22 protein-coding genes are annotated in these 20758 nt (G+C 70.2%); 9 read left to right on the forward strand and 13 right to left on the reverse strand.

Going from position 1 to position 20758, the window contains the following annotated elements; translation table 11 throughout:
• Positions 1-16: 16 nt before the first annotated feature.
• On the reverse strand, positions 17-388 hold the full coding sequence (locus tag ABIA32_RS03610; protein ID WP_370092285.1) for an arsenate reductase family protein: 372 nt from the start codon (positions 386-388) through the stop codon (positions 17-19).
• A gap of 87 nt (positions 389-475) precedes the next feature.
• On the opposite strand from ABIA32_RS03610, the gene ABIA32_RS03615 reads away from it, so the two are divergent.
• Together ABIA32_RS03615 and ABIA32_RS03620 are read left to right on the forward strand one after the other, a co-directional pair.
• On the forward strand, positions 476-790 hold the full coding sequence (locus tag ABIA32_RS03615) for a putative quinol monooxygenase (protein WP_370092286.1): 315 nt from the start codon (positions 476-478) through the stop codon (positions 788-790).
• A 10-nt stretch (positions 791-800) separates the two neighbouring features.
• Positions 801-1478, forward strand: a complete 678-nt coding sequence (locus tag ABIA32_RS03620; protein WP_370092288.1) for an NAD(P)H-binding protein — start codon at positions 801-803, stop codon at positions 1476-1478.
• Between the two features lie 46 nt (positions 1479-1524).
• On the opposite strand, the gene ABIA32_RS03625 is transcribed toward ABIA32_RS03620, so the two are convergent.
• The 5 genes from ABIA32_RS03625 to ABIA32_RS03645 all read right to left on the reverse strand — a co-directional run bounded on the left by ABIA32_RS03625 (position 1525) and on the right by ABIA32_RS03645 (position 7705).
• Positions 1525-4119: a phosphatidylglycerol lysyltransferase domain-containing protein gene (locus tag ABIA32_RS03625; RefSeq protein WP_370092290.1), complete on the reverse strand. Its 2595-nt coding sequence runs from the start codon at positions 4117-4119 to the stop codon at positions 1525-1527.
• A complete protein-coding gene (locus tag ABIA32_RS03630; RefSeq protein ID WP_370092292.1) occupies positions 4116-5483 on the reverse strand; it encodes an alpha/beta hydrolase in 1368 nt (455 codons plus the stop codon). The genes ABIA32_RS03625 and ABIA32_RS03630 overlap by 4 nt, the downstream gene beginning before the upstream one ends.
• Positions 5484-5743: 260 nt before the next feature.
• Complete coding sequence (locus tag ABIA32_RS03635) at positions 5744-6268, reverse strand: histidine phosphatase family protein (protein WP_370092294.1); 525 nt, start codon at positions 6266-6268, stop codon at positions 5744-5746.
• 40 nt (positions 6269-6308) lie between these two features.
• On the reverse strand, positions 6309-6431 hold the full coding sequence (locus tag ABIA32_RS03640) for an SGM_5486 family transporter-associated protein (RefSeq protein WP_370092296.1): 123 nt from the start codon (positions 6429-6431) through the stop codon (positions 6309-6311).
• 17 nt (positions 6432-6448) lie between these two features.
• Positions 6449-7705 carry an MFS transporter gene (locus ABIA32_RS03645; protein WP_370092298.1) on the reverse strand — a complete coding sequence of 419 codons (1257 nt, stop codon included), beginning with the start codon at positions 7703-7705 and terminating at the stop codon, positions 6449-6451.
• Positions 7706-7807: 102 nt separating this feature from the next.
• Between ABIA32_RS03645 and ABIA32_RS03650 the strand changes: the two genes are divergently transcribed.
• Entirely contained in the window at positions 7808-8473 is a 666-nt protein-coding gene (locus ABIA32_RS03650) for a FadR/GntR family transcriptional regulator (RefSeq protein ID WP_370092300.1), read from the forward strand.
• Positions 8474-8635: 162 nt separating this feature from the next.
• Here ABIA32_RS03650 and fabI read toward each other — a convergent pair whose 3' ends face one another.
• Complete coding sequence (fabI, locus tag ABIA32_RS03655) at positions 8636-9403, reverse strand: enoyl-ACP reductase FabI (protein ID WP_370092302.1); 768 nt, start codon at positions 9401-9403, stop codon at positions 8636-8638.
• A gap of 5 nt (positions 9404-9408) precedes the next feature.
• A complete protein-coding gene (gene fabG, locus ABIA32_RS03660) occupies positions 9409-10113 on the reverse strand; it encodes a 3-oxoacyl-[acyl-carrier-protein] reductase (RefSeq protein WP_370092304.1) in 705 nt (234 codons plus the stop codon).
• Positions 10114-10328: 215 nt separating this feature from the next.
• Here fabG and ABIA32_RS03665 point away from each other — a divergent pair, with 215 nt between their 5' ends.
• Both ABIA32_RS03665 and maeA read left to right on the forward strand, forming a co-directional pair.
• The gene (locus ABIA32_RS03665; protein WP_370092305.1) at positions 10329-11849 is read left to right on the forward strand and encodes a TldD/PmbA family protein; all 1521 of its coding nucleotides are present in this window, start codon (positions 10329-10331) and stop codon (positions 11847-11849) included.
• A gap of 41 nt (positions 11850-11890) precedes the next feature.
• Positions 11891-12766, forward strand: a complete 876-nt coding sequence (gene maeA / locus ABIA32_RS03670) for an oxaloacetate-decarboxylating malate dehydrogenase (protein ID WP_370092451.1) — start codon at positions 11891-11893, stop codon at positions 12764-12766.
• An 89-nt stretch (positions 12767-12855) separates the two neighbouring features.
• On the opposite strand, the gene ABIA32_RS03675 is transcribed toward maeA, so the two are convergent.
• Both ABIA32_RS03675 and ABIA32_RS03680 read right to left on the reverse strand, forming a co-directional pair.
• Complete coding sequence (locus ABIA32_RS03675) at positions 12856-13839, reverse strand: GNAT family N-acetyltransferase (protein WP_370092307.1); 984 nt, start codon at positions 13837-13839, stop codon at positions 12856-12858.
• 324 nt (positions 13840-14163) lie between these two features.
• Positions 14164-14457 (reverse strand): DUF1330 domain-containing protein, encoded by a 294-nt coding sequence (locus ABIA32_RS03680; RefSeq protein ID WP_370092309.1) that lies wholly within the window; start codon positions 14455-14457, stop codon positions 14164-14166.
• A 188-nt stretch (positions 14458-14645) separates the two neighbouring features.
• Here ABIA32_RS03680 and ABIA32_RS03685 point away from each other — a divergent pair, with 188 nt between their 5' ends.
• Positions 14646-15548: a LysR family transcriptional regulator gene (locus ABIA32_RS03685; protein ID WP_370092311.1), complete on the forward strand. Its 903-nt coding sequence runs from the start codon at positions 14646-14648 to the stop codon at positions 15546-15548.
• Positions 15549-15811: 263 nt separating this feature from the next.
• Here the strand turns inward: ABIA32_RS03685 and ABIA32_RS03690 are convergent, their stop codons facing one another.
• A complete protein-coding gene (locus ABIA32_RS03690) occupies positions 15812-16543 on the reverse strand; it encodes an SDR family NAD(P)-dependent oxidoreductase (RefSeq protein ID WP_370092313.1) in 732 nt (243 codons plus the stop codon).
• 95 nt (positions 16544-16638) lie between these two features.
• Here ABIA32_RS03690 and ABIA32_RS03695 point away from each other — a divergent pair, with 95 nt between their 5' ends.
• Complete coding sequence (locus tag ABIA32_RS03695) at positions 16639-17499, forward strand: LysR family transcriptional regulator (RefSeq protein ID WP_370092315.1); 861 nt, start codon at positions 16639-16641, stop codon at positions 17497-17499.
• A gap of 146 nt (positions 17500-17645) precedes the next feature.
• On the opposite strand, the gene ABIA32_RS03700 is transcribed toward ABIA32_RS03695, so the two are convergent.
• Positions 17646-18485, reverse strand: coding sequence for an SDR family oxidoreductase (locus ABIA32_RS03700; RefSeq protein ID WP_370092317.1), 840 nt, complete (start codon positions 18483-18485; stop codon positions 17646-17648).
• 91 nt (positions 18486-18576) lie between these two features.
• Between ABIA32_RS03700 and ABIA32_RS03705 the strand changes: the two genes are divergently transcribed.
• A complete protein-coding gene (locus tag ABIA32_RS03705; protein ID WP_370092319.1) occupies positions 18577-18981 on the forward strand; it encodes a winged helix-turn-helix transcriptional regulator in 405 nt (134 codons plus the stop codon).
• On the opposite strand, the gene ABIA32_RS03710 is transcribed toward ABIA32_RS03705, so the two are convergent.
• A complete protein-coding gene (locus ABIA32_RS03710) occupies positions 18957-19910 on the reverse strand; it encodes a GlxA family transcriptional regulator (protein WP_370092452.1) in 954 nt (317 codons plus the stop codon). The two genes, ABIA32_RS03705 and ABIA32_RS03710, sit on opposite strands and share 25 nt — an antisense overlap.
• A gap of 169 nt (positions 19911-20079) precedes the next feature.
• Here ABIA32_RS03710 and ABIA32_RS03715 point away from each other — a divergent pair, with 169 nt between their 5' ends.
• Positions 20080-20667, forward strand: a complete 588-nt coding sequence (locus ABIA32_RS03715) for an isochorismatase family protein (protein WP_370092320.1) — start codon at positions 20080-20082, stop codon at positions 20665-20667.
• The last annotated feature ends 91 nt before the right edge of the window (positions 20668-20758 follow it).

The following is a 20758-nucleotide window of genomic DNA, read 5'->3' on the forward strand; positions in this document are numbered from 1 at the left end:
TACGACGCGCCACGCGTTACCGACCAGGCACGACCTTGGCCAGCGCCTCTTCCGTGCGGCCGACCACGGTCGTGCCGTCGTCGGCGCTGATGATCGGGCGCTGGATCAGCACCGGGTGCTCCGCCAGCGCGGCGATCCACCGCCCACGTGAGGCCTCGTCGCGCGGCCAGGCCTGACGGTCCTTCATGCCGAGCTCCTTGGCGACCGGCTCGTCGGTCCGCGTGATGTCCCACGGCTCCAGGCCGAGCCGCCCCAGCACGGCCTCCAGCTCCGCCAGCGAGGGCGGCTCCTCCAGGTAGCGGCGCACGGTGTACTCGACCCCCGCCTCGTCCAACGATCCGACGGCGACGCGGCACTTGCTGCAGCTCGGATTGATCCAAATCTCCATGGCGCCAGCCTAAGCGGCGCTGGGAAGATGTCCTGGCCAGAGCCGGTCGGCTCGGGCAGGAACAGACGACCCTCGAAGGAGCCGCACATGTCAGTCGTCGTCACCGCCGTGGTGCACCCCAAGCCCGGGCTGCTGGAGGAGGCGCTGGCCACCTACGGCCGCCACATCGACGCCGTGCACGCCGAGCCGGGCTGCGAGCTCTACGCCCTGCACACGGACGGGACCTCGATCGTGATCCTCGAGAAGTGGGCCAGCCAGGCAGACCTCGACGCGCACGCGGCCGGGGACGTCCTGGCCAAGCTCGGGCCGGAGCTGGACGCCCTGCGCGAGCGTCCGGCCGATGTGACGATTCTGGAGCCGCGCCCGGCGGGTGCGGACGCCAGCGGCAAGGGCGCGCTGTAACGTTCCGCTCATGAGAGTGGTGCTCTTCGGGGCTTCCGGCATGGTGGGCCAGGGCGTGCTGCGCGAGTGCCTGCTGGACGACCGCGTCACCGAGGTCGTCGCGGTGGTCCGCACGCCGCTCGGCCGGAGCGACGCCAAGCTCACCGAGCTCGTGCACGCGGACTTCACCGACTTCTCCCCGCTGGGCGAGCAACTGCGTGGCGTCGACGCGTGCTTCTTCTGCCTCGGCGTCTCCAGCGTCGGCATGAGCGCCGAGGAGTACCGGCGGATCACCTACGACTTCACTCTCGCCGCCGCCCGCACGCTCGCCGCCGCGAGCCCGGGGCTGACCTTCACCTACGTCTCCGGCGAGGGCACCGACAGCACCGAGCACGGCCGGGTCGGCTGGGCCCGGGTCAAGGGCGCGACCGAGAACGCGCTGCTGGCTGACCCGGACCTGATCGCGTATCTGTTCCGACCCGGGTGGATCCAGCCGAGAAACGGTGAGCGGGCGAAGACCGGCTTGTATCGCGCCGCCTACAGCGTCGTCGGGCCCGCCTACCCGCTGATCGCCAGGCTCGCGCCGAAGCACGTGACGACCACGGAGCACCTGGGCCGGGCGATGCTCGCCGTCGTCGGTCTGCGCGGCGCCGGCGAACGCGTGCTGGCCAGCCCGGAGATCAACGCCCTCGGCGCGCCCGCGCGCTGACGGGCACAGCGCCTGGCAGCGGAGCCCCTGCAGTGATCAGCAGTGATCAAGAGCTGGCGGTGAACTGACGGCTGAGCCGGACCATCTGACCCGGCGTCGTGTGCGGAAGATAGGCCTTGCCGATCGCCGTGCCGATCGCCGGTAGCTGCGCCGGGTCCGGATAGGCCATGTAGAGCGGCAGGTAGTCCGGCTGGAACTTCGCCTTGAACGCCAGCAACGAGCGGAAGCCGTAGACCGGCTCCAGCGCCTTGCCCGCGATGTCGAGCACGCGCTGCAGCGGGACTGCCTGCTCGCCCCGGTCGATCCTCGCGAGCGGCGCGCCGGAGAGGCTGAGGAACTCCGCGCCCTCCTCCTTGAAAGAGAGCGCGGCCGTGGCGATCAGGAACTCCATCACGCCGCGGAAGCCCTCGCCGCTGCGGCGCATGAAGTCGAGCGTCCAGCCGATCGGCCGGTCCTCCCGGTAGCAGGGCAGCCAACTGGTGATGCCGTGCAGCGTGCCTTCCTCGTCCACGGCGACCAGGATCCGCACGCGGGGGTCGTCCAGCTCGTCGAGGCCGCCGAGGGTGAAGCCCATCTCCGGCAGACCCTTGTCCGCGACCCACTCCTCCGACAGCGCCCGGACCTGCTCCTGGATCGCGACGGGCGCGGTGGGCCAGGTGTACCAGTGGGCGGTGATCCCGGCCTTGCCCGCCTTGTTCAGCGCGGTCCGCACGTCCTGCCACTTCTTTCCGGTGAACGCCAGATCCGGCAGGTCGAGCATGGTGTCCTCGGCGACCTGCACCGCGGACCAGCCCAACTCGTCGGAGGCCTGCTTCGTCTCCCCGGTCACGCTGTAGAAGCACGGCGACCAGCCCTGCGCGTCGCAGAACGCGGTGAACTCCGCGACGGCGACGTGCCGGGCGTCGGGCTCGCCGTACGGGTCACCCATGGTGAGCGCGGTCGTCCCGATCACCCGGTAGGCGACAGCGGCGCGCCCGTCCGGGCTGATCCAGTACTCGTTACCGGGCCAGGTGGTCATGTAGGAGAGCGTCGACCCGCCGTTCTTCAGCAGCAGCGCCTCCGCCTGCCCGGAGTTGTCGACCTTCCGCCGCGCCCCGGCCCGCCAGAACGCCACGAACAGGCCGGCGAGGGTGACCAGCCAGAACACCGGCCCGGCCAGCTCGTACAGCGCCTTGGCCCAGCCGCCCACCGGGACGAAGACCGCCGTTCTGGTCTCGAAGGCGATCAGATAGGCCGGCGGGACGAGACGCTTGGGGTAGTCACTGACCATCTGCTGGAAGGTGGGCACGGGCGCGAACTGATCGCGGGCGTCGTAGCCGAACTTGATATAGGCCGCGCCGACCACCAGGAAGGCCAGGACCGCGATGGTCAGGAAGGTCAGCGCCGTGCCCTTCTCGGCCCGCACCTGGAAGTGTCGCCGGGTGACCACCAGCACCACCAGCACAGCCACCGGCACGAGGAGCAGCCCGATCGAATAGATCGTCAGGGGCGTGACGAGGTCCGGCGAGTCCTTCACGAAGCCCGAGCGGGTGTAGAGGAAGTACCGCAGAGTCACCCCGAAGATCGCGACCTCGAAGAGCACCGCCGCCCACCAGGCCATCCTCCGCGCCCGCCACAGGCCCAGCGCGATCACCACCAGGACGAAGAGCGGAACCAGCAGCATCAGCTGGGCCACGCTGTGGGTGATCAGGTATTCGGAACGGAGCTCCGTACAGAGCGCGGGCGTCGTCGACGTCCGGACGCAGGCGTCCTCGACGTCGTTCGCGAGCGCCCCCTCTCCGACGAAGAGATCCTTGTAGATCGCGAGTGGCCCCGACTGCGAGTCGGTGACCCAGGTGATGAGCGGACCGAGCGCCGAGGTCGCCGCGAACAGCGCCACCAGCACCCGGGTCTCCGCGTGCGACGACGGCTTCAGCCGGATGTCCCTGAGCGAACGCCGCTGCGTGAAGAGCAACACCCCCGCCACCACGCCCACGAAGGCCGCTCCGGCCCGTGCGATGTCCAGCACCTCACCGGCGTAGAAGAGGAACAGCACGGTTGCGGTGATGAGCAGCAGGCGCGTCCGACGTCGCCACAAGGCCGTGAGCGAGGCGCTCAGCGCCAGGCCCACCCCCGTGAGTCCGACACTCGACCCGACGGAAAGCCCGCCCACGGCATCCTTCAGCCACAGGTCGCCCGCCACCGCGCCCACCTCGATGGCGGCGATGCCGAGCAGGGCTCCCACCACCTGGCAGAGCAGGAAGATGCCCCCGGCCCGAAGGGCGCCCATGCGCCGTTCGGCCGGCAGAAGCGTCGCCAGGGCCAGCACCGTGCTGACGATGTAGGGCGTCAGCCCCGACGCCCAGAAGCCGTAGCTGAACAGGGTCCACCACTTGCCGTCCGTGAGCGCGTCGGTTCCCACCCCGACATGCGAGAGCAGCTTGTCGCTCGGGCCGTGCCGGATGCTTCCGGTGGCCAGGCCGATCACCCAGAGTGCGACCAGAAGGGTGACCGTCAGCGGCGCCTTCGCCAGGATCCTGGGGATCGTGGCCGCGGCCGCGAGCCAGGAGGAGAGGCGCTCCGTCAACCTGTGCAGCCGGCTGGGAGCCTGTGTGGCAGCCGGCTCGGCGGCGGTTGAGGTCTCGGCGGCCGAGGAGGTCATGAGCTGAGTCCGTCCTGTTTGGCGATCCACGTGAGTTGCTGCTGCAGCCCGGCCTTCCAGACCCCCCAGCTGTGGCCGCCCGGCATGGTGACGAAGACGACGTTCATGCCGGCCTGCTGACAGGCGGCGAAGACCTTGCGCTGCTGAGGCCCGTAGGTCGTGTCGCTGTCGCCGACGAGGACGACCCCGGCGGTGTCGGGAAAGCGCTTGTGGGCCATCACGCTGAGCGGGTCGACGGCGAGGAAGGCCGCCTCGTCGCCGCCGAAGGCCGCGCTGACGGTCTTGCCGCGGTCGCCGAGGGTCGGCTCGTCCTGGCCGGACATGTCCAGGAAGGAGCCGTAGGCCTCCGGGGCGTTGACGGCCAGCTGGAGAGCGCAGGTGCCGCCGAAGGAGAGGCCACCGACCGTCCAGGCCTTCCGCCCGGGGCTGATCTGCAGGTTGGCGTGGATCCAGTCCGGCACGTCCTTCGCAAGGTACGTCTGGGCCTGGCCGAGCTTGGAGTTGACGCAGAGCGTGTTGCCGAACTGCGAGCCGATCGGGTCCGCCACGACGACGACCGGGGCCAGGCCGTCATGGGCGGCGGCGTAGGCGTTCAGGATCGACTCCATCTGCCCGCCGGTCGTCCAGTCCTCCGGCGCCCCCGGCTGGCCTGGCAACAACACCAGCACCGGCAGCAGCGGCCGCTGCTTGGCCGCGTAGGCGGGCGGGAGCCAGATGTACGCGTCGCGGGCGGGGAAACCGGAGAGCTTGCCGGGGATCTTCGCGGTGGAGAGGGTGCCGCGCGCGGGCAGGTTGGCGGGCTTGTGCCAGACGTCGGCGATGGTTTTGCCCGCCGGGACCTTGAGCGTCGACTCCTTGTCGCCGATCGCCAGCTCGGCGGGCTTGGCCTGCCACGGTCCTGGCAGCGTGCTGAGCGTCGGGTACTGCTGGAACTGCTGGTTCACCTTGTTCCCCGCGAAGCCCACCACCAGCAGGCAGGCGACCAGCGCGAGGATGCGTCCACGCCAGCGCAGCAGCGGCAGCCGGAAGAGGAAGAGCAGCACGGCGAGCACGCAGACCCCGATCCAGACCGCCGACTGGGTCGGCAGCCCGTCGGGGAACGGCTGCCACCAGTCGTCGACCCAGACGACGATCAGGTAGGCCAGACCGGCCGCGAGCAGCAGCGCGAGCGGCAGCCAGCGCAGCCACCAGTTGCGACGGCGCGAGAAGAGCAGCCAGGCCAGCGAGAGCAGGCCCAGTCCGGCCAGCACGGCGGGCAGCGGTCCGGACAGCAGCGACCAGTCACCGGGCCCGGCGAGCTGACTCCCCCGAACTTGGAGCCCCCGACCCTCCGTCCCCAAAAGCTGGAGCCCCCAGACACCCATGGCTGCGCCCCCTCTCGTGATCAATCCCTGCTGGCGATTCCAGGACAGATCACCGGAAACCGCATGTTGATCTTCATGCCCACGGAGACCGGACCGGTTCCGGGGCAAGGGCGCGGGGGTGAAATCCACTTCGAAATCCGCTTCACCCGATCGGAGGAACGACAACGCCGTGACCCCCGACCTTCCGTCGGGGGTCACGGCGTTGTCGCGTGGGTGTCGCGCAGGTTCTGCCGAGGCTCCTGGGCTGCCCAGGCTCCTGCCTAGGCTCCGTCCTTCGGCGTATAGAAGGCCCGCAGTCGGCCGACGCCAGGCTCCAGGCCCTTCCACGGGCCCGCGAAGTCGATCAGTGCGACCGCCGAGGTCGGGAAGCCGGAGGCGCGCAAGCGGGCCAGCGCGTCGCCCTCGGAATCGCCGGAGACGATCTCCGCCAGGCCCTGCACGCCGGGGTTGTGGCCGACCAGCAGGACCGTGCGCACCTCCTCGGGCAGCTCATGGAGCACCTCGATCAGCTGACCCGGCGCGGCCTCGTAGAGGCGGTCCTCGTAGACCGTCCGCGGGCGCTCCGGCAGCTCGTGGGCGAAGAGCTTCCAGGTCTCCCGGGTCCGCGCGGCGGTCGAGCAGAGGGTCAGGTCGGGGACGACACCGGCGACGGCCAGCCAGCGACCGGAATTCGGGGCGTCCTTGCGGCCCCGGTCGGCGAGCGGCCGCTCATGGTCGGGCACCGAAGGCCAGTCGGCCTTGGCGTGCCGGAGAACGATGATCGTGCGGGACGTGTCGACGCTCATGCCTGCCAGCTTCGCAGAATCCGGACGAAGCGGCAGGAGCTCACCCGAAGTTCGCGCCTATCGTGGCCACGACGGCGATCACGACCAGGATCGCGCCGATCAGCGCGAACATCTGCAGCAGCTTCTTGTTGCCGCCGGTGGGGTTCGGTTCAAGTACGGGCATGGACCGAAGTCTGCCACTCACATTTCGTCCTCGATCTGGCGGGGTCGCCCCGCCCGCAGGCCGATCACGAGCTGAATCGACATCAGCCCGGCCAGCAGCGCCAACGGCCCGTACCAGCCGTGCTCGCGCTGGTAGAGGACGCCGATCAGGACCGGTCCCGGCACCGAGATCAGGTAGCCGAGGCCCTGCACGAAGGCGGAGAGCTTGGCGACGCCCTCGCTGGTGCGCGTGCGCAGTCCGATCATGGTCAGCACCAGCGGGAAGGAGCAGTTCGCGACGCCCAGCAGCAGCGCCCAGACCCAGGGCGCGGCGGCCGGCGCGAAGGCCAGGCCGGCGTAGGCCGCCAGCCCGCAGGAAGCGAGCACGGCAGCCACCGGACCCTGGTGCGGCAGTCGGGCGGCCAGCGACGGGATCACGAAGGCGAGCGGCGCGCCGACCGCCATGGTCACGGCCAGCAGGACTCCGGACCGTGCCGCGGAGATGCCTGCGTCCTGGAAGATCTGCGGCAGCCAGCCCAGGGTGGCGTAGGCGGCGGTGGCCTGGAGGCCGAAGAAGACGCCGAGCAGCCAGGCGGTGCGGCTGCGGGTGATCCGGATCCTGGTGCCGCCGGCGGCCGGGGCGGCCGCGCCCTCGCGTCGCTGCGTCGCCGCCTGGAAGATCCAGAGCGCCAGCGCGAGGGCGCCTGCCAGCGCCCAGACCCCGAGCCCGACCCGCCAGCCGCCGCCGAGCGCGGCGGTCAGCGGCACCGCGACGGCGGCGGCGACGGAGGTACCGAGGGCGAGGGACATCGAGTAGAGCCCGGTGATCGGACCGATCCGGTCCGGGAAGTAGCGCTTGACCAGCACCGGCATCAGCACGTTCGAGACCGCGATACCGGCCAGCGCGAGCGCGCTGAGCAGCAGGAAGACGGCGCTGTTCGGCGCGAACGAACGGGCGGCGATGCCGAGCGTGATCGCGGCCATGCCCAGGCACACGGTGATCGCCGGACCGAGTCTGCGCGCCAGCCCCGGCGCGGCGAAGCCGACCAGCGCGAAGCAGAGCGAGGGCAGCGCGGTGAGCAGGCCCGCTACCCCGGCGTTCATGTGCAGCGTCTGCCTGACCTGCTCCAACTGCGGCCCGAGCGCGGCGACGGCGGGCCGCAGATTGAACGCGGCGACGGCGAGCGCGAGTGCGAGCAGCCAGCGCGCGCGGACGCGGGCTGCGGGCGGGGCCGGCTTCGGTGTGTGGATATCGGTGGCGGATTCCCGGGTGTCGGTGGCATGGTCGGCAGACATGAAGGGATCATACAATGATGGGATGAATTTGGGGACTGGTTCTGCCGGCCTCGATCGCACGGGATGATGTTCCGCAGGTTCCACGAAGAAGGCAGGAGCGACATGGCACTCACCTCGCCCCGGCGCGAGCCGCTGGCCGACCAGGTGATCGCGCAGCTGCGCACCCAGATCACCTCGGGCGAGTGGCCGGTCGGCTCACGCATCCCCACCGAGGCGGAGCTGGTGGAACGCCTCGGCGTCGCCCGCAACACCGTCCGCGAAGCGGTGCGGGCACTGGCTCACAACGGGCTGCTCGACATCCGCCAGGGCTCGGGCACGTACGTGCTCGCGACGAGCGAGCTGGCCGGCGTCATGCATCGGCGCTTCGCGGAGGCGGACAAGTCGGAGGTGACGGAGCTGCGGCTGGCGCTGGAGGCGGCGGCCGCCCGGCTCGCGGCTTCCCGCCGCACCAAGCAGGACCTGCGCCTGCTGGAGACGGCCCTGGGCCGCCGCGACGACGCCTGGCGCTCCGGCGACGCGGAGGCCTTCGTCCTCAACGACGCGGCGTTCCACCAGGCCGTGATGGCGGCCTCCCACAACGCGGTCCTGGCGGCGCTCTACGCCGACCTCGGCGAGGTGCTGCGCGCGGAGCTGCGGGAGGTCGTGGGCCCGGTCCTGGAGGACGACAAGTACGTGAGCCACGACGGCATCCTCGCCGCGATCCGCGCCGCGGACGGCGACGCGGCCGCGGCGGAGGCGGCCAACGCGCTGACTGCTTGCCGCAGTTAGACGAGAGAATACGGCCAGTTGCACAACCCAGGGGCGCGAGGAACTGCGCGAGTAACCACCCTGTGCGGATGGCCCTGCTCGCTGAGCGACCCACCGCACTGGGTGGCTTGTCGCGCAGTTCCTCGCGCCCCTGGATTGTGCAACTGACCCAACGTGCGAAAGCTACGCGCCGATGGCGTGGAGGCCGCCGTCGACGTGGATGATCTCGCCGGAGGTCTTCGGGAACCAGTCCGACAGCAGCGCGACCACGCCGCGGCCCGCCGGCTCCGGGTCCGTCACGTCCCAGGACAGCGGCGAGCGGTGGTTCCAGGTGTCCGCCAGCTGGTCGAAGCCCGGGATCGACTTCGCCGCCATGGACTTGATCGGGCCCGCGGAGATCAGGTTGCAGCGGATGCCCTGCTTGCCGAGGTCGCGGGCGAGGTAACGCGACGTCGCCTCCAGCGCGGCCTTCGCCGGGCCCATCCAGTCGTACTGCGGCCAGGCCAGCTGCGCGTCGAAGGTGAGGCCGACGATCGCGCCGCCCTCCGACATCATCGGCAGGCAGGCCATCGACAGCGACTTCAGCGAGAACGCCGACACGTGCATCGCCGTGCCGACCGACTCCCACGGGGTGTTCAGGAAGTTGCCGCCCAAGGCGTCCTGCGGCGCGAAGCCGATCGAGTGGACGACGCCGTCCAGCCCGCCCAGCTCGGCGCGGACCTTCTCCTCCAGGCCGGCCAGGTGCTCGGCGTTGGTGACGTCCAGCTCCAGGACCTTCGCCGGCTTCGGCAGCTTCTTCGCGATGCGCTCGGTCAGGGTGGGGCGGGGGAACGCGGTCAGGATGACCTCGGCGCCCTGCTCCTGGGCCAGCTTGGCGGTGTGGAAGGCGATGGAGGACTCCATCAGCACGCCGGTGACCAGGACGCGCTTGCCCTCGAGGATTCCACTCATGGTGATCAGTGACCCATTCCCAATCCGCCGTCCACGGGGATGACGGCTCCGGTGATGTATGCGGCCTCGTCCGAGGAGAGGAAGCGCACGGCGGAGGCGATCTCCTCCGGCGCGGCGTAGCGGGCCAGCGGCACCTGCGCGACGATCTCGGCGCGGCGCTCGTCGCCCAGTACGGCGGTCATGTCGGTGTCCACGAAGCCCGGAGCCACCACGTTGACGGTGATGTTGCGCGAGCCGAGCTCACGCGCCAGCGAGCGGGCGAAGCCGACCAGACCGGCCTTGGACGCGGCGTAGTTCGCCTGGCCCGCCGAACCCAGCAGGCCGACGACCGAGGAGATCAGCACGACGCGGCCCTTGCGGGCCCGCAGCATCGCCTTGCTGGCGCGCTTGACGACCCGGAAGGTGCCGGTCAGGTTGGTGTCCAGGACGGAGGTGAAGTCCTCCTCGGACATGCGCAGCAGCAGCGTGTCGCGGGTGATGCCCGCGTTGGCGACCAGGACCTCGACGGGACCGTGCGCCGCCTCGACCTCCTTGAACGCCTGCTCGACCTGCTCAGCGTCGGTGATGTCGCACTTGACGCCCAGCAGCCCCTCCGGCGGCTCGCCGGAACGGTAGGTGACGGCGACCTTGTCGCCCGCCTCGGCGAAAGCTCGGGCGATGGCGAGGCCGATGCCCCGATTGCCTCCGGTGACCAGAACCGACCGGCTCACAGGCATACCTCTCTCAACTGCTGCGATCTCCTCAGGACGGACAGTGTGACGCTATCCGCTGACCAAGGGGCGGAGCGAATCGACCCTCCACAGCGAGGCACGCGGGTATCTGTCGGGTCCTGACAGTTTTGCGCGTCGCGGACCGAGTTAGGGGCAGGATGCTGACCAGCAACCATCTCCCGATCCTTGATCCCCGATCCCCTCCAAGGAGAACGATGTCGCGGACATCGCCAGAACCGGACGCCTCGTTCCTCGCCCTGCCCCTGCACCTGTTGGCCGACGCGGCGCTGACCCGGGCGGAGGCCCTGGGCGCGAGCCACGCGGACTTCCGCCTTGAGCGGGTGCGCAGCGCCTCGCTGCGACTGCGGGACGCACGGCCCGCCGGCGGCTCGGACTCACTCCAGCTGGGTTACGCGGTCCGCGTCGTGGTGAACGGCGCCTGGGGCTTCGCCGCCGGCGTCGACCTGACCTCCGCAGCCGTGGCACACGTCGCCGACCAGGCCGTGGCCGTGGCGCGGCTGTCGGGCGGGCTCAGCGAAGAGGTCGTCGAGCTGGCCGAGGAGCCGTCCTACGGGGAGGTCACCTGGGTCTCCTCCTACCAGGAGAACCCCTTCGACGTGCCGGACGCGGAGAAGTCCGCGCTGCTCACCGACTGGAGCCGCCGCCTGCTGGGCGCGCCGGGCGTCTCGCACGTGACGGCGTCGCTGCTGGCGGTCCAGGAGAACAAGTTCTACGCCGACACCGCGGGGACGACCACCACCCAACAGCGCGTCAGGCTCCACCCCCAGCTGGAGGCCGTCTCCGTCGACGAGGCGACCGGGGCCTTCGACTCCATGCGCACGCTGGCCCCGCCGGTCGGCCGCGGCTTCGAGTACCTGCGCGGCACCGGCTGGGACTGGGACACCGAGCTCGCCCAGCTGCCGGAGCTGCTGGCCGAGAAGATGAAGGCCCCGAGTGTCGAGGCGGGCCACTACGACCTGGTCGTCGACCCGTCGAACCTGTGGCTGACGATCCACGAGTCGATCGGCCACGCCACCGAGCTGGACCGCGCCCTCGGCTACGAGGCCGCCTACGCGGGCACCTCCTTCGCGACCTTCGACAAGCTCGGCTCGCTCCGCTACGGCTCGGAGCTGATGCACGTCACCGGCGACCGCACCGTCGAGCACGGCCTGGCCACCATCGGCTACGACGACGAGGGCGTACGTACCCAGCAGTGGGACCTGGTCAAGGACGGCACCCTGGTCGGCTACCAGCTGGACCGGCGGATCGCCAAGCTCAAGGGCCTGGGCCGCTCGAACGGCTGCGCCTTCGCCGACTCCCCCGCGCACGTCCCTGTGCAGCGGATGGCGAACGTCTCCCTCCAGCCGGCCCCCGCCGGGCCGGACACGGCCGGGCTGATCGCCGGGGTCGAGGACGGCATCTACGTGGTCGGCGACCGCTCGTGGTCGATCGACATGCAGCGCTACAACTTCCAGTTCACACAACAACGGGCGTACAGGATCCGGAACGGCCGGCTTGCAGGACAGGTCAAGGACGTGGCCTACCAGGGCACCACCACGGACTTCTGGGGCTCCCTGGTCGCCCTGGGCGGACCCCAGACCTACGTCCTTGGAGGGGCTTTCAACTGCGGAAAGGCCCAACCGGGGCAGGTAGCGGCGGTCTCGCACGGCTGCCCGGCGGCCGTCTTCCAGGGGGTCAACGTCCTCAACACGGCACAGGAGTCCGGTCGCTCCTGAGGCGAGGCCAGGCAGGGCCGTCGGCTAATCGGATCTACAGCATCCAGGGCACCGCGGCCGTGGCCATGGCCGCGCTCACCGCCGGCTGCCGCGTCAGCGGCACGAAGCTGACCGAGCAGCGCGTGGTCATGCTGGGCGCCGGCTCCGCGGGCATCGGGGTGTGCGAGCAGATCGTGCGCGCCATGACGGCAGCGGGCCTGAGTGAGCAGGCGGCCCGCGAGCGCATCTACGTGGTCGACATCCGGGGCCTGCTGACCGACGACCGCACCGACCTCGACCCCGCGCAACGGCGCCTGGCCCACCGGGCGGACGCGGTGCTCTCCACCACGACCGGGCCCGCCGGCCTGGCCGACGTCGTCGCGGCCGTGCACCCCACCGCCCTGGTCGGCCTGTCCACCGCTACCGGTGCGTTCACGGAGCAGATCGTGCGCACCATGCACGAGCACTGCGACCGGCCGGTGATCATGCCCCTGTCCAACCCGACCAGCCGCAGCGAGGCCGCCCCGCAGGACCTGCTGGACTGGACCGACGGACGCGCCCTGATCGCCACCGGTTCGCCGTTCCCTCAGGCGCACTACGGCGAGCGGGATGTGCCGGTCGCCCAGTGCAACAACGTCTACATCTTCCCCGGTATCGGCCTGGCCGTGACCGCTGTCCGCGCCACGCGCGTGACGGACGCGATGATGACCGCCGCCGCCGAAGCCGTCGCCGAAAGCGTCGACACCCACACGCGGGTCCCCTCTCTGCTCCCCGAGCGGGCGCGCCTGGCGGAGACTGCGACCGCCGTCGCGCGCGCCGTCGCCAGGGCCGCGGTCGCCGACGGGGTCGCCCCGCACCTGAGCGACGAGGAGATCGACGACTCGGTCGAGGCCACCCGTTGGCAGGCCGCCTACGGTCGGCCCGACGCTCAAGCGTGACCGCTGGGCCGCGCCCCGGCACACCACCGGGGCCGGCCGGGGCATTGTCAAGTCCTGTGGACTGACCCGACAGCCCAATGGTCGGTCGATCAAGCAAGCGGCTTGCGGTAACGGACGTACTCGTTCTGCCGCCGGAACCCCACACTCTCGTAAAGGTCGTAGGACCGGTGCGGATTTGCCGTGCCCGTGAACAGCCGAGCGCTCGTCGCACCCTGCTCGCGAAGGCTCCGCAGCCCGTCCAGCAGCAGGACCCGGCCGATTCCGAGGCGTCGCTGGTCCGTCCGGACACTCAGCTCTTCCACCTCGCCCACGGTGTGGTCGTGACGGCGGATGGAGCAGAGGGCGACGCCGACCATGTCCTGCCCGCTCCAGGCAGCCCTCCAGCATGCCGGGTCGGCGGTGTCGACGAAGTCCTGGAAGGGCCATCTCTGAGTGAAACCGGGGTCCGCGTACGAATCGACGACCGTCCTCCAGGCTGCACGGTAGTGACTTGTCCCGATCGGCCCTGTCCGTATCCCGGCCGGCAGCTCGCTGCCCGGCTCGGGCACCTGCTGCAGATCGCCCAGCTCCAGCTCGACCAGGCTGAAGACACGTCGGTAGCCGGCTGCGCGCAAAAGTGCCGTGGCGTCCTGCTCGGAGGCCATGGCGTTCGCGCCGATCACTGCCGTCCGCGCCGTGTCATGCTGTTCGACGAGCTGGCGGATCCGCTCTTCGGCCCAGCTCAGCATGGCTGAGCCGATGCCCTGGCCGCGATGCTCGGGCAAGAGGTAGCCGCGGTGCAGGTACAGCCACGTATCGTCCCGCTCTTGCCACCACCGGATCGTCGAGTAGCCGACGACGCTCCCGTCGAGCACCACCAGGATCTGGTTCTTGGACGGCTCCTCCAACTTGGCAGAAGCTTCGGCGATCTCGGCCGCTGTCGGGAGCCCTTCCACTACCGAGTGGACGTCGACCCGGTCCCGTTCAGCACACCCCAGCCGCACCGCGGCCATGGCGCCGTGGTCTTCGTCGCCGCGATACGGCCGGAACCCGACGCCGACCGGAAGGTCCTGCCCTGCCGTGCCATCCAACATGACCGGATGTTCTCGAACTTCGAGGCAGGTCCGCCACCCTATTCACGCCACGGTCGTCTGCGGCCGTTCAACGAGCCGGCCGCGTTCAAAGCGGGCCCCAGCGCGGACGAGGGCAACGAGGCGGGGTGCATTCACGGCTCGCCGGCGGGCCTGGGCGGACTCGACGAGCCCCTCCGCAGGCGGACACCCGGCGGAAGAACCAAAAGCGGCCCCTTGGTTGACCGTCCACCGGCAATCTTGGGGAAGGCGTGATCATTCGGGTCCGCCGGGAGGAGCACCGTGAACAACAAGTGGCGACTGCCCGAACTGTGACGCGCCCGCCGGTCAGTCGATGCCTTCGATGATGCGGAAGTCGCGCTCGACGCCGTCGGGGAGGGCCACCAGCGCCTTCTGGTATGCCTCGCTCTCGTATGCCGCGACGGCCTGTTCAAAGCTGTCGAACTCGATCAGAACGACGCGTTGCGTGATTCCTGCCTCGTGGGCGACGACTCGACCGCCACGGGACAGGACGCTCCCGCCCCCAGCCCGGACAGCCGGACCGGCCAGCTTCTCGTAGGCAGTCAGCCCCTCAGGGTCGGAAATGGCGGGGTAGACACTGACCCAGTAGCCGTTAGCCATGGAAACCTCCTGTGTTCGGCCGGACACGCCCGACTTCGAATTGACACTCAGATCGATCGATCCCGGCGACGGGTACCGCGGTCGGTTGAATCGTCATATGCGCAGGTTAGGGCTTGATACGCGGTCGAGGGAAAGACCGGTACGGGATAGACTCAGAACGGATCGTTATCAATCGGCAGGGAGGGCACGTGGCGCCGGACACGGTGAGCCTGCGGTACTTCCTGGTGCTGGCGCAGGAGTTGAACTTCACCCGCGCGGCCGCACGGATCGGTATCGCACAGCCCGCACTCAGCGCCCGGATGCGCCGATTGGAGGCGGAACTCGGTACGGCCCTGCTCGTCCGCAACACGCGTAGCGTCGTATTGACCACGGCCGGTGCGGCTTTGGCAGAGTCCGCGCCGCCCGCGCTGGCGGCGCTGGACCGGGCATGGGACACCGCCCGGAGCGCGGCGGCCGGTGAACTGGGCACGCTCCGCATCGGATACAGCCTCAGCGCCGGGGCCGAGACGGCACCGACCCTGGTGGACAGGCTGATTCGCGGCAACAGCGGACTCGAGGTCGGCGCGGTCCCGATGGCGACACCGGAGATCTCCCCCGCGGTCGCCGACGGCCGCATCGATGCCGGGATCACCCGCGGTGAACAGCCGGGCCGTGGCGTGCGCCGGTTCCTGCTCCGGCGTATGCGCATCGGAGTCCAACTGGCGCAGCACCATCCGCTGGCCGAACACCCGGAGATTGAGATCGCCGACGCGGCCGCCTATCCGCTGCGGCTCCCGGACCGTGCGGCCAACCCCGTGATCCACGATCAGCTGTCCGCACTGTTCCGAGACACCCGACCACACCCCCGATTCCACACGCCCGCAGTCTCTTTCGACATGTCTCAGCGCGACCTGCGCGACGGGCTCACCCTCGCCCCGGCCGGAGAAGCCGCGGTCACGGCATCACCGGCCGGTCTCACCTGGCGACCGCTGCGGGGCGCGCCCAGCCTGACGTTCCACCTGGTCCTCCCCCGCGAGCAGTCGCCGCTACACCGCCGCGTCCGTGCCGTCGCCAAAACCCTGGCGCACGAGCTGCACTGGCTGCCGGACTGACGCGCAAGAGGTCAAGCGAGACGGCCGCCTGCGGTGGCGAGACCGAAGACCTTGCGCCCGGCGGAGGCGCCGAACACCTGCTGTCCGTCGAGCGCCCCGACTTCGACGAACAGCCCTGACTCACGCGCCACAACGCGCCGGAGATCGCCAAGGGCGGGGCGTCCGCCGAAGCGTGGGCTGGGACGACCGCCACAGTCGCTGAACCTGTTCGAGACGAGCAATCGAAGTCGCCTGGCCCCGGCTGGTGATGACCGCCGGGCACTTCACCACGGCACGACGCCGGCGTCCTCGAAGAACTGGCCGGTCGGGCCGTCGTCGGGCAGGGTCGCGAGCTTGATGGCGATCGCCGCGCCCTGTTCGGGGGTCCGCACGCCACGGAAGCCGTTGAGGTCGGTGGCGACGTAGCCGGGGCAGCCCATGTTGATCAGGATGTTCGTACCACTCAACTCCCGGACGTACTGGAGGGTGACGGCGTTCAGGAACGTCTTCGACGGGGCGTACGCCACAGCCACCGGACCCGACGTCAGCTCGGCAGCGGTTCCCCCCTGCCGGGTGAGGGAGCCGACGCTGCTGGACATGTTCACGATCCGCGGCGAGGCGGAGCGGCGCAGCAGCGGCAGCATCGCGTTAGTGACGCGGATGACGCCGATCACGTTGGTCTCCACGACCGTGCGGATGGTGGCGGGATCGACGTGGGTGGGCTCCTGCGGCATGCCGCCGGTGATGGCGGCGTTGTTGACGAGCACGTCGAGGCGCCCGGCCTGCTCCTCGATCAGCCGTGCGGCGGCGGTCGCGCTCGCGTCGTCGGTCACGTCCAGCGGTACACCGAAGGCGTCCACGCCGGCCCCGCGCAGTTGCTCCACCGCGGCCTTGCGGCGCTGCTCGTCTCGGGCGCCGACGCCGACGCGCCAGCCAAGGGCGCCCAGGCCCGCGGCGATCTCGTAGCCGATTCCCTTGTTCGCGCCGGTGACCAGCGCAATCGTCTGTTCGCTCATAGGGACCATGCTGCCGTCGGAGCCCAACGGGGGTCCAACACCGATCAGGTGGGCAACGATACCGTCCAGGTATTGATCCGGAGTAGCGTGATTGCATGGAAACCCGGGAACTGCGCTACTTCGTCGCCGTTGCTGAAGAGCTGCACTTCGCCCGCGCCGCGCAGCGGCTCGGGATCGCGCAGCCGCCTTTGTCGCGGGCGATCCAGAAGCTCGAACGCCGGCTCGGGGCAGCGCTGTTGGATCGGACGAGCCGCGCCGTCACGCTGACCGAGGCCGGCTCGGTGCTGTTGGTCGAGGGGCGGGCGGCCCTGGAGGCGGTCGACGCCGCCGAGCGCCGGACCCGCCGAGCCGCCCTGTCCGCGGCCGACCGTCCCGGCCTCGTTCTGGTCACCAAAGCCAACGCATCCAGCGAACTGCTGGCGAAACTGCTCGACGCATACGCCGTCGAACCCGGCGCAGTCCCCGTCGACGTCATCCTGTGCGGCCCGGCCGAGCAGGAACGACTCCTGCGCGAGGGCCGGGCCGACGTGGCACTGCTGCACCGGCCGTTCGACTCGACGGCCGGGTTCCACACCGAGGAGCTCAGCACGGAGGGCCAGGTCGTGGTCCTGCCCGCCGGGCATCCGCTCACCCTCCGGGACCAGGTGCACATGGCCGACATCACCGGCCTGCCGGGCCTGCCCCTGCCACGCTGGCCCGGCCCCGACGGCACCTACCCGCCCGGCCCCGGCCCCCAGGTCCGCGACCACGCACAGTTGCTGCAACTCGTCGCGCTCGGCCGTGCATGCGCGGTCTCACCGGAGTCGTGCCGATCCCAACTGCACGGCGACCTCGCCGCCGTGCCCGTGGTGGACGCGCCCGCAGTCACCACCGTGATCGCCTGGCCACCGCACAGCCGGTCCAGGGCCGTCGCCGACCTCGTCCGGACCGCGATACGCCTCCAGGTTGTTTGTTGACGGCGGGTCAGCGACGCAATAGGCCGGTCAGCTGTCTGGAGTGTCAGTCTCGCGCATGTCGCCAACGTCAGCCTCGGATCAGGTTCCTCGGCTGTCAGCAGTGGATCGCCGAGCACGCCGAGCAGTTCCAGCGGCGCTGACCAGTTTCAGCGGAACGCGGCGATATTTCGCGCGACCCAGTCGGCGAAGGGGCGCGGGGCGCGGCCGAGGACCCGCTGGACGTCCGGGCTGACGCGCAGTTCGGCCGGGTTCGGGGAACCGAGGATGGCGAGGGTGTCCTCAGCGAGCTCAGCCGCCATGCTCCGGGCCATGGCGGCCTTGGCCTCGTCGCGGGTGAGGTCGTGGAACCGCACTGGCGAGCCCAGTGCGGTGGCGATGGCCTGCGCCTGCTGGCGCGGCGTGATCACCTCCGGGCCGGTCAGCTCGTACACGCCGTCGGCGTGCCGGCCCTCCAGCAGGCAGGCCGCCGCGACCTCGGCGATGTCAGCCGGGTCGATGATCGGCACCCCGACGTCGCCGAAGGGAGCAGCGACGACCCGTCGCGCGCGGATGGACTCGGCCCACCACAGGGCATTGGAGGCGAAGCCGCCCGGCCGCAGGATGACCCATTCCAGGCCGGACTCCCGCAGCACATCCTCCAACGTGCGCATCGCGATCCGCGTCGCGCCGAAGGGCCTGGTCACCACACCCTGCGTGGAGAGCAGGACGACCCGACGGACGCCACTGGCCTCAGCTTGGCCGATGATGTCGGCCGCGTTGGCTCCGGGGGCGTGCATCTCGCCGGACAGCAGCAGGAACAGCGCTTTCGCCCCGGCCAGCGCGGGCTCAAGGCCGGCGGGCTCGGCCAGGTCGGCCGCCACGTGGCGGACGCCGTCCGGCACCGCCGCGGCGTGCCGTGACACCGCCGTCACCTGCCGGCCCGCCTCGGCCAACGCCCTCGTCAACGGCCGGCCCACATTTCCGGTAGCCCCGGTCACCACGATCATGATCAGCTCCTTGTCACAGGTCCTCTGTGGCCTTCACGCTAGGAGCCGGGCTTACTCCTGGTAAGGACATACCCTGAAGTAAGCTCATCACGTGACAGGAAGCGTGCAGCCCATACGGGCCGAGGCGGGGAAGCGGTATGAGGTGTTTCACACCGACTGCCCCGCAAGTGAAGTGGTCGACCACGTGACCAGCAGGTGGGGCGTCTGGGTGTTGATCGCCTTGCAGAGCAACAGCCTCCGCTTCTACGAGCTGCGCGACAGCATCCAGGGCATCAGCGAGAAGATGCTCGCCCAGACCCTGCGCGCGCTGGTCCAGGACGGCCTGGTCTGGCGGGAGGTCGAGCCGACGACCCCGCCCCAGGTCACCTACGGGCTGACGCAGTTCGGTCGGGACCTCGGTGAACCACTGACGGAGCTGCTCGACCGGATCACGCGGCGACTGTCACCGCGCGAGGCGGGAGGAACTGTCGATCAAGGGTGGAAGCGTTCGCGGTAGTGGGTGGGGGTGGTGTCGAGCTTGCGGCGGAACGCGCGGATCAGGGTGTCGATGCTGTTGAAGCCGCAGGCTGTCGCGATGCGGTCGAGGGTGTCGTCGGTGGACTCCAGGCGGCTGCGTGCGGCTTCCACTCGGGCGGATTCCACGTAGGCGGCGGGGGTCGTGCCGAGTTCCGTCTTGAAGATCCGCGTCAGTTGCCGCTCGCTGATGTTGGCCTGCCGGGCGAGGTTCGGAACGGTGAGTGGCGCGTCGATGCTCGCCGCGATGTGGTGTCGCAGATGTTCCATGCGGCGCGTAGTGGAGGCGGGCTCCAGGGGGACGCTGAACTGGCTCTGTCCGCTTGTGCGCTTGAGGTACATCACCAGCTGTCGGGCCACGCGCAGGGCGACGACCTCGCCGAAGTCCTCAGTGATCAGTGCGAGGGACAGGTCCAGGCAGGCGGTGATTCCCGCGCCGGTCCACACGTTGCCCTGGCGGATGAAGATCGGGTCAGCGTCCACGTGCACAGCGGGGAAGTCTGCGGCGAGCTGCTGCGCGGTGGACCAATGGGTGGTGGCGCGTTTCCCGTCGAGGAGTCCCGCTGCGGCGAGCAGGTGCGCGCCGACGCAGACGGACGCGACGCGGGCCGAGCGTGCGGCGAGGACCCGCGTCCACTCCACGACGTCGGGTTCGGTGATCGCCCGGACGCGGCCGGACGCGTCCGATTCCACCGAACCCGGAACGATCAAGGTGTCGATCCGGCCGTTCGCCAGCTGCTCGAACGTCAGGTCCGGCAGCACCCTCACGCCGGCTGCCGTGGTGACCGGCTCTACTGAAAGCGCCCCGAGCACGACCCGATAGCCGGTGGCGTCGGGCATCTCGCGGCGCAGCAGGGAGAACACCTCCGGCGGGCCGGTGACGTCCAGCAGATCAACGCCGGGGAACAGCATGATGGCGATCAAATGTCCACTTTGTTGCACGAGTTGCCCCCCTGGCGACTGTGACGACGGCAGTGGCGGCCATGTCGGTTTCTGCAAGTTGGATGTCATTGCCGTCAACAATTTGTTGATCGTAGCGTGGGGACGTCCGACCGAACCACTGATCGAAAAAGGTGCAGCAGTGACGACCACCCTGCGTGAACTCAACAGCTTCGACCAGAGCCCGGCGCAGCTGGCCGACTCCACGCTGATCCTGATCGACTACCAGAACACCTACACCCGGGGCGTGATGGAGCTCGACGGCTGGAAGGACGCCCTCGACGCTGCGGCCGACCTGCTCGCCCGGGCCCGTGCCGCCGGGGCGAAGGTCATCCACGTCATCAACGACGGTGGCGAGGGCACCCCGTACGACATCCGTGTGGAGATCGGCCAGATCCACCCCAGGGTCGCCCCCGTCGCAGGCGAACCGACCGTCGTCAAGGGCAAGCCGAACGCGTTCCTGGACACCGATCTCGGTGAGCTGGTGGACGGCGCCGCCAAGGGCAAGGTGATCATCGCCGGGTTCATGACCCACATGTGCGTGGCGTTCACCGCTCAGGGTGCGTTCCTGCGTGGCAACCACGCCACGGTCGTCGCTGACGCCTCGGCCACCCGGCCGCTCCGGACTCCGGCCGGCGAGGTGACCGCCGAGCAACTGCACCAGGGCGCGCTCGCCACCATCCACGACCTGTACGGCGTCGTGGTGGCCAAGGGTGCCGAGCTGGCCTGACGCCGAGCCCGCCCGATCCGCAATCCATCCGCAGTCCAACAGGGGCAGCACCCGCCGCCACAAGCGCCGGGCGCTGCCCCGCGCACAGGTG

It is taken from the genome of Streptacidiphilus sp. MAP12-20 (assembly GCF_041262525.1).
Classification (GTDB): Bacteria; Actinomycetota; Actinomycetes; order Streptomycetales; family Streptomycetaceae; genus Streptacidiphilus.

Coding starts and splice junctions, on each gene's coding strand:
- ABIA32_RS03640 (WP_370092296.1), bottom strand. CDS start 6,431: ATGCCCGTACTTGAACCGAACCCCACCGGCGGCAACAAGAAGCTGCTG.
- ABIA32_RS03635 (WP_370092294.1), bottom strand. CDS start 6,268: ATGAGCGTCGACACGTCCCGCACGATCATCGTTCTCCGGCACGCCAAG.
- ABIA32_RS03630 (WP_370092292.1), bottom strand. CDS start 5,483: ATGGGTGTCTGGGGGCTCCAGCTTTTGGGGACGGAGGGTCGGGGGCTC.
- ABIA32_RS03650 (WP_370092300.1), top strand. CDS start 7,808: ATGGCACTCACCTCGCCCCGGCGCGAGCCGCTGGCCGACCAGGTGATC.
- ABIA32_RS03700 (WP_370092317.1), bottom strand. CDS start 18,485: ATGATCGTGGTGACCGGGGCTACCGGAAATGTGGGCCGGCCGTTGACG.
- ABIA32_RS03625 (WP_370092290.1), bottom strand. CDS start 4,119: ATGACCTCCTCGGCCGCCGAGACCTCAACCGCCGCCGAGCCGGCTGCC.
- ABIA32_RS03610 (WP_370092285.1), bottom strand. CDS start 388: ATGGAGATTTGGATCAATCCGAGCTGCAGCAAGTGCCGCGTCGCCGTC.
- fabI (WP_370092302.1), bottom strand. CDS start 9,403: ATGAGTGGAATCCTCGAGGGCAAGCGCGTCCTGGTCACCGGCGTGCTG.
- ABIA32_RS03615 (WP_370092286.1), top strand. CDS start 476: ATGTCAGTCGTCGTCACCGCCGTGGTGCACCCCAAGCCCGGGCTGCTG.
- ABIA32_RS03675 (WP_370092307.1), bottom strand. CDS start 13,839: ATGTTGGATGGCACGGCAGGGCAGGACCTTCCGGTCGGCGTCGGGTTC.
- ABIA32_RS03645 (WP_370092298.1), bottom strand. CDS start 7,705: ATGTCTGCCGACCATGCCACCGACACCCGGGAATCCGCCACCGATATC.
- ABIA32_RS03710 (WP_370092452.1), bottom strand. CDS start 19,910: ATGCTGTTCCCCGGCGTTGATCTGCTGGACGTCACCGGCCCGCCGGAG.
- ABIA32_RS03620 (WP_370092288.1), top strand. CDS start 801: ATGAGAGTGGTGCTCTTCGGGGCTTCCGGCATGGTGGGCCAGGGCGTG.
- ABIA32_RS03695 (WP_370092315.1), top strand. CDS start 16,639: ATGGAAACCCGGGAACTGCGCTACTTCGTCGCCGTTGCTGAAGAGCTG.
- ABIA32_RS03680 (WP_370092309.1), bottom strand. CDS start 14,457: ATGGCTAACGGCTACTGGGTCAGTGTCTACCCCGCCATTTCCGACCCT.
- ABIA32_RS03690 (WP_370092313.1), bottom strand. CDS start 16,543: ATGAGCGAACAGACGATTGCGCTGGTCACCGGCGCGAACAAGGGAATC.
- ABIA32_RS03665 (WP_370092305.1), top strand. CDS start 10,329: ATGTCGCGGACATCGCCAGAACCGGACGCCTCGTTCCTCGCCCTGCCC.